The sequence below is a fragment of the Arcicella aquatica genome (assembly GCF_034928825.1).
Classification (GTDB): domain Bacteria; phylum Bacteroidota; class Bacteroidia; order Cytophagales; family Spirosomataceae; genus Arcicella; species Arcicella aquatica.
Genome location: NZ_JAYFUL010000015.1, coordinates 16,042 through 32,382, shown reverse-complemented (window position 1 = coordinate 32,382; position 16,341 = coordinate 16,042). Strand labels below are relative to the sequence as shown.

Annotated in this window: 15 protein-coding genes; 4 read left to right on the top strand and 11 right to left on the bottom strand. The window is 36.0% G+C overall.

Features of this window, described 5'->3' with window-relative positions:
* Nucleotides 1-138: 138 nt before the first annotated feature.
* From VB264_RS11035 to VB264_RS11010, 6 genes are all read right to left on the bottom strand, one after another.
* Nucleotides 139-1,053 (bottom strand): AEC family transporter, encoded by a 915-nt coding sequence (locus VB264_RS11035; protein ID WP_323249318.1) that lies wholly within the window; start codon nucleotides 1,051-1,053, stop codon nucleotides 139-141.
* 74 nt (nucleotides 1,054-1,127) lie between these two features.
* Nucleotides 1,128-4,127 (bottom strand): TonB-dependent receptor, encoded by a 3,000-nt coding sequence (locus tag VB264_RS11030; protein ID WP_323249316.1) that lies wholly within the window; start codon nucleotides 4,125-4,127, stop codon nucleotides 1,128-1,130.
* Between the two features lie 157 nt (nucleotides 4,128-4,284).
* Nucleotides 4,285-5,262: a FecR family protein gene (locus tag VB264_RS11025; RefSeq protein ID WP_323249314.1), complete on the bottom strand. Its 978-nt coding sequence runs from the start codon at nucleotides 5,260-5,262 to the stop codon at nucleotides 4,285-4,287.
* 179 nt (nucleotides 5,263-5,441) lie between these two features.
* Nucleotides 5,442-5,612 carry a hypothetical protein gene (locus tag VB264_RS11020; RefSeq protein ID WP_323249312.1) on the bottom strand — a complete coding sequence of 57 codons (171 nt, stop codon included), beginning with the start codon at nucleotides 5,610-5,612 and terminating at the stop codon, nucleotides 5,442-5,444.
* 11 nt (nucleotides 5,613-5,623) lie between these two features.
* Nucleotides 5,624-6,517, bottom strand: coding sequence for an Rpn family recombination-promoting nuclease/putative transposase (locus tag VB264_RS11015; protein WP_323249310.1), 894 nt, complete (start codon nucleotides 6,515-6,517; stop codon nucleotides 5,624-5,626).
* Nucleotides 6,518-6,714: 197 nt separating this feature from the next.
* The gene (locus tag VB264_RS11010; RefSeq protein WP_323249308.1) at nucleotides 6,715-7,293 is read right to left on the bottom strand and encodes an RNA polymerase sigma-70 factor; all 579 of its coding nucleotides are present in this window, start codon (nucleotides 7,291-7,293) and stop codon (nucleotides 6,715-6,717) included.
* A 207-nt stretch (nucleotides 7,294-7,500) separates the two neighbouring features.
* Between VB264_RS11010 and VB264_RS11005 the strand changes: the two genes are divergently transcribed.
* The 4 genes from VB264_RS11005 to bshB1 all read left to right on the top strand — a co-directional run bounded on the left by VB264_RS11005 (nucleotide 7,501) and on the right by bshB1 (nucleotide 11,783).
* Entirely contained in the window at nucleotides 7,501-8,460 is a 960-nt protein-coding gene (locus VB264_RS11005) for a purple acid phosphatase family protein (RefSeq protein WP_323249306.1), read from the top strand.
* 375 nt (nucleotides 8,461-8,835) lie between these two features.
* Nucleotides 8,836-9,774 (top strand): thioredoxin-disulfide reductase, encoded by a 939-nt coding sequence (gene trxB, locus VB264_RS11000; RefSeq protein ID WP_309912147.1) that lies wholly within the window; start codon nucleotides 8,836-8,838, stop codon nucleotides 9,772-9,774.
* 46 nt (nucleotides 9,775-9,820) lie between these two features.
* A complete protein-coding gene (locus VB264_RS10995) occupies nucleotides 9,821-10,939 on the top strand; it encodes a peptidoglycan DD-metalloendopeptidase family protein (protein ID WP_323249303.1) in 1,119 nt (372 codons plus the stop codon).
* 124 nt (nucleotides 10,940-11,063) lie between these two features.
* Entirely contained in the window at nucleotides 11,064-11,783 is a 720-nt protein-coding gene (gene bshB1, locus VB264_RS10990) for a bacillithiol biosynthesis deacetylase BshB1 (protein WP_323249301.1), read from the top strand.
* 51 nt (nucleotides 11,784-11,834) lie between these two features.
* On the opposite strand, the gene pdxH is transcribed toward bshB1, so the two are convergent.
* The 5 genes from pdxH to VB264_RS10965 all read right to left on the bottom strand — a co-directional run bounded on the left by pdxH (nucleotide 11,835) and on the right by VB264_RS10965 (nucleotide 16,341).
* The gene (pdxH, locus tag VB264_RS10985) at nucleotides 11,835-12,479 is read right to left on the bottom strand and encodes a pyridoxamine 5'-phosphate oxidase (protein WP_323249299.1); all 645 of its coding nucleotides are present in this window, start codon (nucleotides 12,477-12,479) and stop codon (nucleotides 11,835-11,837) included.
* 223 nt (nucleotides 12,480-12,702) lie between these two features.
* Nucleotides 12,703-13,014 carry a LytR/AlgR family response regulator transcription factor gene (locus VB264_RS10980; protein WP_323249297.1) on the bottom strand — a complete coding sequence of 104 codons (312 nt, stop codon included), beginning with the start codon at nucleotides 13,012-13,014 and terminating at the stop codon, nucleotides 12,703-12,705.
* Between the two features lie 127 nt (nucleotides 13,015-13,141).
* Complete coding sequence (locus VB264_RS10975; RefSeq protein WP_323249295.1) at nucleotides 13,142-14,632, bottom strand: c-type cytochrome domain-containing protein; 1,491 nt, start codon at nucleotides 14,630-14,632, stop codon at nucleotides 13,142-13,144.
* Between the two features lie 263 nt (nucleotides 14,633-14,895).
* Nucleotides 14,896-15,969, bottom strand: coding sequence for a twin-arginine translocation signal domain-containing protein (locus VB264_RS10970; protein WP_323249293.1), 1,074 nt, complete (start codon nucleotides 15,967-15,969; stop codon nucleotides 14,896-14,898).
* A gap of 3 nt (nucleotides 15,970-15,972) precedes the next feature.
* Complete coding sequence (locus VB264_RS10965; protein ID WP_323249291.1) at nucleotides 15,973-16,341, bottom strand: glyoxalase superfamily protein; 369 nt, start codon at nucleotides 16,339-16,341, stop codon at nucleotides 15,973-15,975.

Here is a 16,341-nt window from a genome sequence, read left to right as displayed (position 1 = left end):
GCAATGTTTTCTGAGTAAAATATAAAGTATTTGAAAGACGCTATAGGCTTTAAGCAATAAGCAAAAATAAATATGTATTTATCGTGAACATTTTGCCTAATGCCTACGGCTTACAGCCTAAAGCAAAATAGTTAAAGGTTAAAAATATAGCATTAGTCCATACCAAATACACACATTCAATAAAGATAAAGGAATACTAATACTTACCATTTGGGTTGCTAAGCTTGGATTGAGTTTATACGTTACTGCGATGATAGTAGCAGTATTCATAGACCCTAAAGTAGCCCCAATTACACAAAGCTTTCCCAATGCTGAATATTCTCCTAAAATGAGCATATAAATGATAAAAATTAGCAATGGAGCAATAAATAATTTATAAAACAACCCAAAGAAGAGCGCTTTTAAGTCTAATTGGCTCTTATTAAAATTAATTTGTAAGCCAATAGAAAGTAATGCTAAAAAACTAAAGGGATTGCCGAGTTTATCTAAAATTTGCTGTCCCCATACAGGAAAATGATAATTTGTAAGGTTTAGTATTAATGCTAAACAAAAAGCTACAAATGGAGGAAATTTAAAAATATTGATGGCTACTCTTCCAAATGAAAAATCAGCAGAAGATGAGTAATAGGATGCTGTAAAAATTCCTAAAGTGCCACACACCACAAAAGAGCCTGCTTGGCTCATTAATATGCCATATTGTAAGCCTTCTTTCCCAAAAAGCACTTCGAAAATCGGGAAACCTACAAATGAAATACTACTAATGCCAGCGGTAAGAATTAAAGCGCCTTTGGTATTATCGTCTATTTTTATAAATGTTGCTAGTAAATTAAAAAATATGAATGACCCAACATAAATAATATAAGGCATCAAAACAGGTAATAATAAATTCCTACTAAAATGAATTTCAGTAGTATTCAGGAAAGTCAACGCAGGTAAACAAATATAAATAATAATGGTATTCAACACCGTGGGGGCATCCTCAGAAAAACCTTTCAGTTTTCTGAGGAATACACCAATGGCAAGGCAAATAAGTAATAATAATAGATTGGTCAAGTTTTAAATAGTTATAAGTTGTACTCAGTAATTAATAATAGCTGTGAGCCTTGAGATTTATATATTGATATGCTTTACAGTCTAATCGATAGGCTACCATAATAATATGCCCCATTGAATCCAAACTGATTCGCATTTCTGGTATAGGGTACTTGTCCGTTTGAATAAGAAGCATAATTGCTCAGTACTTTGTCGGGATAAACGTTTGTTAAATTGTTTCCTCCAATAGTAATGCTTAAAGACTTATTAATGCTATAGACTACCGAGGCATCAAATAAATTTTTCCCTCCAAATGTTTGGCTACGATGGTTCAGACCCGAAGGTTTTTCCCAAGCAGTTACTTCACCAAAATATGAACTTCTGAAATTTACACTCAATTTACCTACTTGATAGCCTAAAGATACCAAAACTTTAGTATGTGGTTGGCTGGTTTCAATCAAGGCTCTACTTACGGTATCAATCAATACTACAGGAGCTTTAGTATCTTGTTGTAAAGCCGTAGGCGTTGCTTTAATCTTAGTAATTTCAGTTTTGTTGACTGTCAGTGCAATACTCGCCGTAAATTTACTTTTAGGGCTAATTGAATTTTTATAAGACGCCACTACGTCTATACCTTTTGTCCCAGTATTGATAGCATTGGTAAAAAAGGTGATTTCTTGAAAATTAGGGAATAAGTTTTTCAAGGCAGCTATGTTGTTAACATTCAGGTTTTCTGTGATAATGATTCTATCAGTTATGTCAATCTGATAAGCATCAACGGTTAACAGAAGGCTATTGCCCACTTTTGCCGTAATCCCCAAATTATAATTCCATGAAGTTTCTGGTTTTGGGTCTTCTATCCCGATTTGTTTCAATCGTGGTTCGTCAGAAGGCAATTGTTTGGTACTTCTGATTATGCCATTTTGCACTGTAGAGGTCGTAGCAGCATTCGCAATTTGTTGAAGCAGTGGCGCTCTAAAACCTTTGTTGATTGACCCTCTGATAGATAAATCCTCTGTAATTTTGATTCTTGACGCCAATTTCCCAGAAATATTACTACCAAAATCACTATAGTTTTCATAGCGTAAGGCTGCTGCGACCAATAATCTATTAGTGATATCACTTTCCACATCGGCATAAACACCAATATTAGAACGGTTTACGCTTTTTACATCAGCCTTATCGATACCAACCCGTCCTTGTGAGCCTGGCGTTTTGTTTTTTGAAGCAGCCAATGACCCTATCAAATACGATGCTTCGTCACCAGCACTAAGCGTAAAGTTATCTACACGATATTGCGTACCAAAAGCAAAGTTTACTGATTTTGTATTCCATAAGCCCATTATCGTTTTTGAGGCATTTATTTCCGTCAAACTTTGACCAAATGAAATTCTACCGATGTAAAAATCTCTTGGAGAAGATGCTCCCATAGAAGCATTTGAAGAATTTTTAGCAGATTGATCAAGGTAGTTTCTGCCATAGCCTGTACTAAAGTCCCAGTTCCAACCTGTAAAAGTTTTACGCTTAATGCCTACAAAAGAAGAATAATCGACCGAAGTACCTGGAAGTTCTGGTACATAACCATCGGGATATAAATCTACATTGGAAGTAGCACTTGTAGGCAAAGCGGTACGGAGAAAAGCACGTGCAAAAACATCTTTTTGAGAAAAGCCCCCGAAAGAATATAAAGTCCAGTCAATTTTTAGCGGAATATCAAGGTTATAAAATACTTGTCCAGATTTCATAGCATTACTTCCGTAAGCTGTAGGGCGGAATGAACCATAAGTACCATCTCCCCAGTATCCTCTTGATTTCAAAGCAGCCTCATCTGTTGCTTTTACATTGGTATAAATTCCAGTATAAGCTCCTCCTACTACTGGCTGTGGATTATATGGGTCTGAGCGGTCAGTTCCTTTTACATCTTGATAGCTTCCTGTAATATTCAACGAAGCCTTCTTCCCTAATGAGAATCCATAATTGATAGCCGCGGTATATCCACCACCGTCCCCTTTGGAGGTAACACCATACTGAATCTGGGCTGAACCATTGTTGACAGATTTTTTCAATACTAAATTGGCGATACCCGCAATGGCATCAGAGCCATATTGAGCGGCGGCACCATCGCGTAAAATTTCCATTCTTTCCAATGCCAGCGAAGGCACAGCGTTCAAGTCTGTCACCACTGTTCCTTTTCCTACGGTCACATTATTGTTGAGTGCCGCAAACTGATGATGTCTTTTGCCATCAATAAGCACCAACATTTGGTCGGGAGATAATCCTTTTAAAGATGCTGGGTCGGCATAGTTCGCTACACCATTGATACCGTTTTTGGCCGAATTGAATGAAGGTGACATGAATTGTACTTGTTGAGACAATTCCATTTGTCCTGTCGACTGTAATTCTTTCGCACTGATTACGTCCACAGGCACTGGTCTTTCGACATTCGTACGAGCCACTGTAGACCGTGACCCAATTACGACAACTTCACTCAATTGTTCATTGTCTTCTTTCAAAACAACCTGCATTACGTCTTTAAGGCTCACATTTACTTCCTGTTTTTTAAATCCAATAAATGAAAATACAAGTACTTCTCCATCTTTGGCTACCATACTAAATTTGCCTTCTGCGTCGCTCACGGTACCTCTTGTAGTTCCTTTTATTAAGATATTTACACCAATTAAAGCTTCTCCTTTTTCGCTAACTACTTTCCCTGATACTTTTTCTTCTTCAATAATAGCCTCCTCTTTTTCACTGGGAAAAACGTTTGATTGTTCTTTATTCCTTTTCAAAATAATCTGTTCTTCAATTACCTCATAACGAATTTGGTTTGGGAAAAGAAGTTTAGGTAATACGATACTGAGGGCTTCACGATTTACTTCAAGACTTACTTCTTTATCAAGATGAATTGAATTATTGCTATACACAAAATGTACACCTGATTGTTTTTCTATTTCCAACAATATCACTTTCAAACTCACATTATTGAGTTTCATGGATACTTCTCTGTTGAGAATCTGCTGTGCTTTGCTCGGAGAGCCTAGAGCAATCACCGAAAAAATAGCAAAGAAAAGGCACTGACTAATTGTAATTTTCATAATCGTAAGCATTAGATGCTTTGTAGCTAGAAGTTTTTTCATCGGTTAATTAAATTTAGTATTGTTTTTGATTTATTTGAGACATATTATCCCACCTCTCTCAAAATTGATTCGAGAGCAGTAAGTATTCTACAGCAATATTGGTTTGATAGTTAGTTTAAGGGCATCCGTTTCCTTTCAATGAAATATTTTGTCCATCTATTACGTACTCAGCTTCGATGGATCTACAAATTATTTCGAGGATGGTAGAGAGGTGTACATTTTCAAAATTACCGCTCAAGCGACAGTTTCGGAGTTTAGGAGATAAATCGATACTTACATTAAAATTTTGTTCAATTCTTTCTACTACGTTTTGCATGTTATCATCATCGAATTGTAAGGATGACAATTCCCAGTAAAAAGTTTTATCAGTGGGTAACAAATTCACCAGCATTTCATCTGTTTTCGTTTCCAACACCACTTGTTGTTTAGGTAATAAAATCACTTCTTTTTCTATTTCATTTTTCACAGATACCTTTCCTGTAACGACTGATACTTCAAAAGTTTCCATAGCAGGGTATGCTTTTACATTGAAACTAGTTCCTAGCACCGTGGTAGTCATTTTACCTGAATAAATCAGGAAAGGGCGACTTTCATCTCTTTTCACATCAAAAAAAGCTTCGCCTTTTAAGTTTACCTGTCTATACAAACGATCAGATTGATTATAACTCAATTGGGTTTTAGGTTGTAATAGCACTACACTTCCATCTGGCAACACCACCTTTAAAATTTTAGCAGAAGAGTTTTCATATTTTGCCCAATCCGAAATTGGAATATCAGATTTGATTTTACTTATTTTTTCATGGCTATTTGGAATAAAATAAAAAGAAAGTCCAGCTACAATGACTAACATAGCTGCCATACTAGCCACCGCCCAAACCCAACGAGGAGGAGTATATCTTTCCTGACGTTTGATTTCTTCACGAATAGATTTTTTAATCTTATTTTCAAGTTCAATACGTTCTAGTTGGCTTAATTCACTTAGTCCATCTGGATTATTTTCAAATGAAGCGTACCATCTTTCAACAAAGAATATTTCTCCTTCCGAGGCTTCATTGTTCAGATAACGTTCAATAATTTCTTGATTTAGTTTCATTTTATTTCGCTTTCAAATACTAAGTGAAGCAAGCCGTACTTTTCCCCTATGCTAATAGAAATATTTTTTAAAATAATTTTTCTACCACAAACGAAATAGAAAGCATCAGTTCCCAGAAAAACAAAAAACAAGCCTTTCGAGCTTGTTTTGATATATTTTACGAAATAATTGAATAGCCTTTACTTTGAAGTATTTTCTATTTTTTTGATAATTTCTTCAACTTCTTTAATAGATAGTCCAAAAGATTTTGAAATTAATTCAGTAGAAGCTCCATTTTGAAGTAATCCCTTAACATAACTAAATGTAGTTTTTTCTCTTTCTTCTTCTCTAATTTCATCTGCAATAGTCATGGCAATATTGTTTAATTAGAAGAGCTTTTCAATTTCTTGATAATTTCTTCTACCTTTTGAATAGATATGCCAAAAGATTTTGAAATTAATTCAATTGAGGCACCATTTTGAAGCAAGCTTTTTATATTATTGAAAGTAGTTTCTTCTCTAATTTCATCTGCAATAGTCATAGCAATATTGTTTACATTTTGTGAAACCTGTGTAAATATAGGCGATAATTTATTCTGTGTCAAGTTAATACCTCCTTCGATGTAGCGAAAAGTAGTCTTAATAAAATCATCCTGATGGGCAGCATCCAGAGCGTTTAGCTTATCAACCAAGAAGGGAGCTAGATTCAAAAAATTATTCGCTTTGTCTCTACTGTGTTTCATCAACATTGTTGTTACACTTAATAAATCATTTTTAAAATTCTCAATCTGATAATCTTGAATTTCATTAAGAGAGAACAAGAGGTAATCAAATTGAGGAATAAACTGGTGCAGGCTTTCATGAGGATTGCCAAAATAAGCAATCATCGAAAGCTTTTTCCAGACAGCCTCACCATGATAAATAACCGTGGAGATAACGACAGATAATTGTTTATTTTGTTTCTGTTCTTCTAACCATACGTTATTCATATAACGCAAAAGCTGTAGATGGGGATATTTTTCAGGATAAGATTTATGCTCAAAAAGCAAGGAAACTAAAGCTTGTTGCCCAGCATATTCTGTTTGATAAACAATATCTGCCAAATGCTCTGATAAATCAGCGTCGGTAAAAGAAGCATTTGTTTTCTTTAATTTAAACAAATTTATTCTCTCTCTAATTTCAGGGGGAAATGTTTCTTCAATAAAGCTCTGGGCAATCTCTAGTCTGGAGAACGTTTCTTTAAAGAACTTGTCGTGTGGATTATTTAATTGACTCATGATGATAGAACATTTTAATAAAGAAGCTGTTTAAACTTTCCGTTTCTGAGGTGAAAGTATTGTATTTTTGAATTGATTTTTTCAAAATTTGCGAAGCATAGCATCGCTACGTTGAGTAAATTTTGGAACAAGCTATTCTAAAAGACTTAGTTTAATCCGAAAGGGAAAGTTTAAACAGCTTCAAATTAACTTTTACATTAATGCAGTGCAGGTATCAATATAATAGAAAGTGCCGTATAATCGCTCAATACTTCTCTTAGTATTTTCAAAGCTTTGGTCATTTGATTTTCAACTGTTTTTTCTGAGATGTCAAGGCGTTCAGAAATTTCTCTTTGTGATAGCCCCGTTCTTTTCAACAAAAACACCTCTCTACATCTTTCGGGCAACGACTGTAACGCTTTTTGATAGGCTTCGTTCAATTCATCAAAGGCAACCATTTGTTCTGTAAAATTATAGTCATCTGCTGGTTGTAGGCTATTTGAATATTTTTCAAACAAATCGTTTTTCTTGTATTGAGCAATCACTAGGTATTTTACTGAAGTAAACAAGTACGCTTCAATGGTTGTATTGATTGTCAACAATTTGCGACGCTCCCACAGGGAAATAAATAATTCTTGTATTACCTCTTCGGTCAATTCTCTATTTTGAAGCCGCTTGTATGCAGCAGCATAGAGTTTAGAGAAAAACTTTTGGTACAAAAAATCAAAAGCCCTTGCATCACTTTCTGAAAGTGACGTAAGTATTTCCTGATCTGTATCAAATGTTTTTATCTTCATAGTTTAGCACAAAGTAAATATATATTTGTACGAAACCTTCAAGTTAAAAGTATTTTTCATACAATTGCTTTAATTAACCCTTTCATAACAAAGATTGATGGCAAAGACGATTATTTTTGACACCTAAATGTCTTTATACTTCCAGTGCCTTCAATGATGGCATTTAACAAATAAATTATCCAGAATTTTATCTTTAATTTTTACAGAATGAAGTCAATAAATCTTTTTAAGCGTTTTTGTTTAGCTTGCTCATTGTTTACCAGTGGAATAGCGGTAGGTCAAACCACTGAGGTGAATAGTCATGCAGGTGCTTTGAACTTTTTAGTCATGGGCGACTGGGGTAGAAATGGCGCCGACCATCAAAAACCAGTAGCTAGCCAAATGGGCAAAGTAGCTACAAAAATCAAAGCCGATTTTATCATTGCTACTGGCGACAACTTTTATCCAAGTGGTGTTAGAAGCGAATTTGACCCACTTTGGAAATATTCTTTTGAGGATATTTATACTGATTTCTCTTTGCAGTGGGACTGGTTTCCTGTATTGGGGAATCATGATTATAAATCGAATCCAGATGCACAGGTAGCTTATTCAAAAATTAGTCGCCGTTGGAATATGCCAGCTCGTTATTATTCAAAGACGTTTTCTATCGATGGCAATCCCAACCAACAAGTATTGATAGCTTTTATTGATACCAATCCTTTAATTCCAGAGTTTTACAAAGGTGAATACAGCAATGCAGTGGTTAGTCAAGATAGTACGGCTCAAAAGGTTTGGCTAGAGAAAACCCTTTCAAACAATTCTCCTTCCATTAAATGGAAAATTGTGGTAGGCCATCATCCTCTTTTTACGGCTACTGAAAAAAGAAGAGAAAGCTATGATACACGTGCTATCCGTGCTTCGTTAAAATCAGTATTAGATAAGCATAAGGTTGATGCCTATTTGTGTGGACATGACCACGATTTACAACACTTATTACCTGAAGGAAAAACACATTATTTTGTATCAGGTTCGGCTTCAGAAAAAACGCCTATTGGCACTTTGCCAATTAGTAAATTAGCACTTTCTGATTATGGTTTTATGGTATTTTCAGCCACTGGGAACAAGCTTTTTGTTCAAGTAATCAATGAAGAAGGCAAAGTGGTTTATACTACTGAATTAACGAAATAAAGCTCTTTACTAATTCTTAGAATTATGCATGCGAAGTTCGGTTAAACGCTTGAAAGGCAATGTTTAACTCGAATTTCGCTTTTGTATTTTACGGAAATCTTTAAAGATATCTCAATTGTTCTGACTATCCTTTCAGTACAAAAATTGGTTTTGTACAAATTATATTTCATCGCAAATATTTTTACACCCTTCAAAATCAAGTATATATCACTAAAAATCAACAACTTAACACCAATATCAATATTTCATTTTGAATAATTTCTTGGCATTCTGGATTTTATCTGCAATTTTTACGTATAAATTTTTGTTCTCATTTTACTAGCAAACTAGCATAAATATTACAAGAATTAAGTACAAAAAGTATTAAACTTAACAATGGCAGAGCATACCAAATGCCTTATTATAGGCTCAGGACCAGCGGGTTACACCGCAGCAATTTACGCTTCACGTGCAGGATTGACACCGATAATGTATCAAGGGCCACAACCAGGCGGGCAGTTAACAATAACCAACGACGTAGAGAATTTTCCAGGATATCCTAATGGAATTCAAGGACCAGAAATGATGCAAGACCTAGAAAAGCAGGCTCGTAGATTTGGTACTGATGTACGTTATGGAATGGCTACTTCGGTAGATTTTTCAGTAAGTCCAAAAAAAGTTTTCATTGACGATACACACGAAATTTTAGCAGATACCGTTATCATCTCAACGGGCGCTTCAGCCAAGTGGTTAGGCTTGCCTTCGGAACAAGCTTTTAATGGTCGTGGAGTATCAGCTTGTGCTGTTTGTGATGGTTTCTTTTTCCGTAATCAGGAAGTAGCAATCGTTGGTGGAGGTGATACAGCAGCAGAAGAAGCTACTTACTTAGCCAATCTTTGCTCAAAAGTACACATGATTGTACGCCGTGATGAATTACGCGCTTCGCAAATCATGCAAAAAAGAGTTACTTCAAACCCTAAAATTCAAATGCACTGGAATACAGAAACAGATGAAGTGTTAGGTGATGACGGAGGTGTAACAGGCGTAAGAGTAAAAAATACCGTTTCAAACGAAACCACTGTTTTACCTGTAACAGGTTTCTTTGTGGCAATTGGTCATAAACCTAACACAGACATTTTCAAAGGTTTCTTGGATATGGATGAGGCAGGATATATTATCACAGAAAAAGGATCGAGCCGTACTAATATTGCAGGTGTATTTGCTTCAGGCGATGCACAAGACAATATTTATCGTCAAGCAATTACAGCAGCAGGAACTGGCTGTATGGCGGCTTTAGATGCAGAAAGATGGTTAGCTGAAAATGAATTACATTAACCGCCTCTTTTGATGGCATCTTCGTTCTTTATTAATTTTATTTCAGATGAATACAATTAAAAAATTATTAGTCTTAGTATTTTGTCTCGTTTCATTCATTTCTTTTTCACAAGAATCTGGGAGTTTTAAGAAAAACCCTAAGATTAATGTGAAAACAAATGCAAAAGATAAAAGCAACAAAAATTTAGACGAAGCCTTAGATGAATTGCCCAAACTGCAATTCAGGACTGACTATGTTCCTGAACCAGTAGCTACTTCGTCGGCTATTACTGCTTCCTCAAAATTTGAACCTGCCAAAGAACTAAATTCTTCGATTAGTATTTTTGATACAACATCTGTTGATGAAAGAGAGCCTTTAATCGTTGAGATTGAAGAAGAAACCAGAGCAGAAGGTAGTGATGATTTTGTGTCAGTAGCCACCTATTTTTCTATTTGGGATGCTACTAATATCGACCCTTACGATATTAATCCAAAAGATTTTGACGACGTAGTAGATATTGAGCTATTTAATAAAGAACAAGGAAGATACTGGTCTGTACCAAACACAGCACCGAAATTAACGTCTGTTTTTGGCCCTCGTTGGGGAAGAATGCACTCGGGTGTTGATTTAGATTTAGAAACTGGCGACCCTGTCTATGCTGCATTTGATGGCATTGTCAGAGTATCAGGATATGATGGCGGTGGATATGGTAAATTCTTGGTAGTTCGTCATTATAATGGCTTAGAAACGCTTTATGGTCACTTATCTGCTAAAAACTTTGAATCTGGCGCTTATGTAAAAGCTGGTGACCAAATCGGTTTAGGTGGAAGTACAGGACGAAGTACTGGTTCACACCTGCACTTTGAAACTCGCTATGAAGGTAACCCTTTCAACCCAGCGATTTATGTATTTAATTTTTCTGGTGAAAGAACTGAACCTGTTTCAGACCATGTATTAATTTCTGCCAGAGTATTCGATACCTACGGACTTTCATTAGATAACGAATATGGTTCAAGTGCTAGAAAAGTAAAAACACGCAGAACTGCTTGGACAACCGTTCGTTCTGGTGATTCATTATATTCTATCGCTAACAGAGCAGGAATTTCAGTAGATAAATTAGCAAGAATGAATGGTATGAGAATTTCTGCTAGTTTAAGAATTGGAAGAAGACTTAGAATTCATTAATTAATAGTGATAATATTTAAAAAGAGCCAACAGCACCAAAATCTGTTGGCTCTTTTGTTTTTTAGCTCAATTTCCTGTTTAAATTGCAACGTTTTTCAATTCAGAAATAAGATTTTATACTACAATGAAGTTAGATATATTGGTGATGGCGGCACATCCAGACGATGCCGAATTAGGTTGTGCTGGAACGATTTGTATGCAAATAGCACAAGGCAAAAAAGTTGGAATCGTTGATTTTACTCGTGGTGAGTTAGGAACAAGGGGAACACCTGAAATTCGCTTGGCTGAATCGGTTGAAGCTACCAGAATTTTAGGCGTTCATGCGCGCGAAAATCTTGGTTTTAGAGATGGTTTCTTTGTCAATGACGAAGAACACCTGATGAAACTAATCAGGGTAATTAGACGCTATCGTCCTGAAATCGTGTTAGCCAATGCCATTAACGACCGCCATCCAGACCATATTAAAGGCTGTGAGCTAGCAGTGGATTCATGTTTTAAATCAGGCTTACGCATGGTTGAAACGTTTGAGGACGATGGAACAGTACAAGAAGCTTGGCGACCTAAAAATGTGTATCATTATATCCAAGATAGGTATATTGACCCTGATTTTGTAGTAGATATTTCGGCATACTGGCAACAAAAAGAAGATTCAATCAGAGCTTTTAGAAGTCAGTTTTATGACCCAACCTCAAAAGACCCTGATTCATATCTTTCTTCTCCTGCATTTTTGAAATTTGTGGAAGCACGTAATCGTGAAATGGGGCATAGTATTGGTGCAGAGTTTGGCGAAGGCTATACGTCTTACAAAAAAATTGGGGTAACTGATTTGTTCCATTTGAAGTAGTGATATAAAAATTATGTCAGTGACTCCCAAAAGTCACTGACATAATAAAAGCTAAGGGGATAGACGTTCTATCTTCCAAACATGTTCTTCTAATTTTGTATAAGCAATCCTATCGTGAAGCCTTGACGGACGACCTTGCCAAAATTCAACATAAGTTGGGATTAAGCGATAACCACCCCAATGTGGAGGGCGGGGAATAGGGTCATTACCAAACTTTTCTCTTAAATACTTTTCTCTTTCTTCAAGCACTTCCCTATTTTCAATCACCATACTCTGATTAGAAACCCAAGCTCCTATTTGGCTTCCTAATGGACGGCTTTGAAAATAAGCGTCTGATTCTTCAGCACTTACTTTTTCAATAGTTCCTTCAATGCGTACTTGACGCTCTAATTCATTCCAAAAAAATGTAATACAAGCATGAGGGTTTTCGGCTAATTCTGTGCCTTTCTTGCTAAGGTAATTTGTATAAAAAGTAAAACCCGTATCAATACCTTTCAACAAGACAATCCTTGCTGACGGTTTAGCATCGCTGCCAACCGTTGAGACAATCATGGCATTGGGCTCTGGCAATTTACTGGCGATAGCCTCATGAAACCATTTTTGAAATTGTTCTAACGGAGAAACACTTACGTCTTGAACGTCTAAACTGCCTTTGCTATAATTTTCACGAAGTGCAGCAATATCGATTTGTATCATTGTTGGATTGACTATCTTTCTATAAAATAGTCCTATTTTGGTTACTGATAAATTAGTAAAATGATGCTCACGCCATTTACTTTTAAATAAACACAAAGTGTATATAATAGTTGCGTAAACGAGTAAAAATCAACATTTCTAACGCACAATTTCGGGAAAATAAACCAAAGCAACAATGAGCAAAGTTATTGTTATATCGCAAATATGCATTAAATCGAGTTAATCAGTCAAGTAAAAAACGCTTTCTACGTGAAATTGGAAGGGTTCTGCCATCTAACAAAATAAGCTCATAGTTATCTACCTCCCGAATGAATTTTTGGTTAACTAAATACTTTCTGTTGATTCTCAAAAATGAATCAGTATTAACTTTTCCTTCAACTTTAGAAAGAGTTTTGGCGATTACCTTTGATTTTCCAAAGGCAAAGTGAATACGTGTATAATTGATTTCTCCCTCAAAAAATATAATTTCATTCGCAAAAAAAGTAGCTCTTTTACCCAATTTGAATTGGATTGGTAGAATATGTTGTGGTATCATGGTATTGCTATGTTAGGAGGATTTGACATAACAATATTCCCAAAATTTGGCAAGTAGAACAATGTGTTAAATACGGTAAAGTGTACCGTATTTAACCCGTATTTATAAAGGCAGCTTTTGCTTAATCTTATTTCGCCACCACCTTCTGTGTATTTACTTTGTTGGTATCATTAGTAGGTATTTTATCTTCCCACCCAATATTTACCTCGACATTCGGCAATGCTTTTTGTAAAGCTAATACGCCTTGCTTAGTAACTTTAGTTTGCCAACAATATACTTTTTTTAGATTTTTCAATTTTGCCAATTCTTTGATGCCTGCATCGCTTATTTGGGTATCAAATAAATTGATGTATTCCAGAAACTTCAAATCCTTTAGTTGGGCTAGCCCAACATCAGTAATTGCTGTGTGTTCTAAATGTAAACGCGTTAAATGTTTTAATTTAGAAATTTCAGCCAAGGATTTATCTGTAATCTTTGTACTCCCCAACTTTAACCATATAATTTGGTCAGATAGATTGGTCAAAAGATTTATTTTTGAATCATCAAAAGTACGCGCATTCACAAAGTTGACATCTAAAAAGTGCTGTTCTTTTGATACCGACAGTACTACAACATTCATTGCTGTTAGTTTCTGAATATCACTTTCAGCAGCGGCTGATACTTTTTCGTTGAATACAGGTGAAATACTTTCTCCACCACTAGTATTATTGGTTTCCACTCCGCTACTCAAAGATGCCAAGAATGGCTTTACTTTTTCATCTGGTTTTAGTTGCGCTACTTTTTTATCAAAGCCTGCTCCATTTTGAATCCACCAATGTAAAAGCGAAATTTCTTGTTCGCTCAAAGGTGTTTTCCCTTTCGGTGGCATGTGGTGTTCGTCTTCTTCGGGCAATAGCAAACGTTTGATTAATTCGCTATTGGCTGCATCATTCGCTTTGATGATTGCCCCGTTTTCTCCCCCTTTTATCAAAAGTGCTTGCGTATCCATTCTCAATCCCCCTTTGATTTTATTGGCATTATGGCAAGACCAACATTTTTGTTCCATCACTGGGGCAACAATATCTTGATAGACCAATGCTTCATTGATATTTTCAATTTTCTTTCTAGCTCCTGTTCCTCCTTTGGTTCTCGGTGGCAATCCTGCTATCGAACGAAAAGGTTCGGGGGTATAAGCATATAGATAGTCTTCCCCATGCGTCATGTTGCCCCCTAAATGTCCCGTACCTGTTAATAAAATCACGATTAAATAAACAGCAGGCATATAGGCTTTCTTCATGGTTGGGTCTTGTTGCCAATTCACTTTCATGTACCAAGCCGCTAATGCAACCAATGCTACGCCAATACCCATCCACTGATGAAGGAACAATGTTTCTTCATTGTATTCACCAGAAGAAGAAAGTAAATAACCAAAAATACAAGATATAACTGCCGTAATCATGCCAACAAACAAAATAGGCGCAATAGCAGGCTGTAAAGATGTGAGTCCTTTTTTACGAGAAATAAGTTCTAATATAGCAGCAATCATCAGCATTCCGATAGGTAGGTGAACTACTACGGGATGAAAATGCCCAAAAAACATTGCCCAATCAGAAGGAGCATTGGTTTGTAATACAATCATTGTTTATTGTTTTGGAAAAGCTTTAAGCAGTAGGCTCTAGGCTTTAGGCATTTAATCTTTTAAGGGGCCACTCATGGCATGAGTATTTAAGTTTTCAGCAATCAGATTTGAGCAATCAGCTATCAGCTTTTTTAAAAATTTGTGGCACTCATGGCATGACTTCTAATTACTTGGCAACTTTGATAAAAATCAGCAAAGCCATGCCATGAGTATTTTTTAATAGTGTTAAAAACTCCTCATTCTGCACTCTAAACTCAAAACTCCTAAGCGATTCTTTCTAATTTAACTGGATACGTTTTTTTAGAATTCCATTGAGGTACATATACGTTTTCATCAGAATCTACATATACATCATGTGGATGCATAAATACTTGATTAGGGTCGTCTTTGTATTGTCGTTGTAGTTTACCGTCTTTGTAAGTAGGCTCAGAACCACCCGGTGTTGACACTACTTTCATATCTTTATCCAATACTTGTATGTAACCAGAATTATTCCAAGACCCATCAGTACTTCTGAAAGCAGCAGCAAAAATATGATCGCCACGTAATACTGGGCGACACACAAAAGTACCTGGCAGATGATAAACGGCTAAGAATTTCCCATCTAATGTAAAACGTTTCAGACAGTTATGAACACGGTCGGTAACTAGTAACGTAGGATTCTTTTTATCACGAGTATCTACTAAAATACCGTGGCAGGTATCAAATTTCTCGTCAGTATATTCCTTAGAATACCCACCAAAATGGCGAATATATCGTCCTTTAATGTCATACTGAGTAATGTATTGCGAGCCGTACCCATCCGCTACATAAATATCTCCATTGGCAGGGTTAATAGCCGTTTCGGTAGGTACAAAACGATTGGGTGATTCATAAACACCTGTTTCTTTGGGATATTCTAGCTTCATTACTTCACGCCCTTTCAAATCCGTTTTAATTACTTGGTGACGAGCATTATCGCAAATAAACAAAAACTGTTCTCTGCCTTCATTAGCAATCGTTAAACCATGTGCACCCGGATAGGTAGTTCCCCAAGCATCTAATAGCTTTCCTGATTTATCATAAATCAAGATATTATTTTTAGTTTCATTGGTACACATAATCAAACGTCCTTTGGCATCTTCCACCATTTCATGACAATCGTTCACAGGGTTTTTATCTGCATCCAATACGCCCCAACCTGCTACTACTTTGTACTTGTGTGAATTGTGTCCAATCACAACGTTTTCCATGTTCTTTTGAATCTTATTCGCTGAAACTGAATTTGCTATTAAGCCAGAACCCACTGCTAAGCTACTGGTTTTAAGAAAGTTTCGTCTTGATTGATGCTCGTTCATTGATTATGCTTTTTTATATTCGTTAAATAGTAATCGGTTTCCAAAAGGGTCTGTTAAACTCATGATGTTTGCCCCCCAAAAAGCTTCCTCTATGGATGGGCGATAATATTTATAAGGTCTGGTTTGTAATTCGTTGAAGAAACTTTCTAAATCAGAACAGTCAATAAAAACTTTTCCTCCGGGGGTACAGTCACCGTAATGTTCAGTAAGATGAAAAGTCAATTCCCCTCTTGAAATCTGGATATAATAAGGCGTATTTTCTTCAAACTGATGTACCCAGTCTTCTTGAAAACCGAGCCAATCAATATAGAATTCTCGTGCTTTATCAACATCAAAGATTCTCAACAAAGGAATTGTCTTTTCTATTTTCAT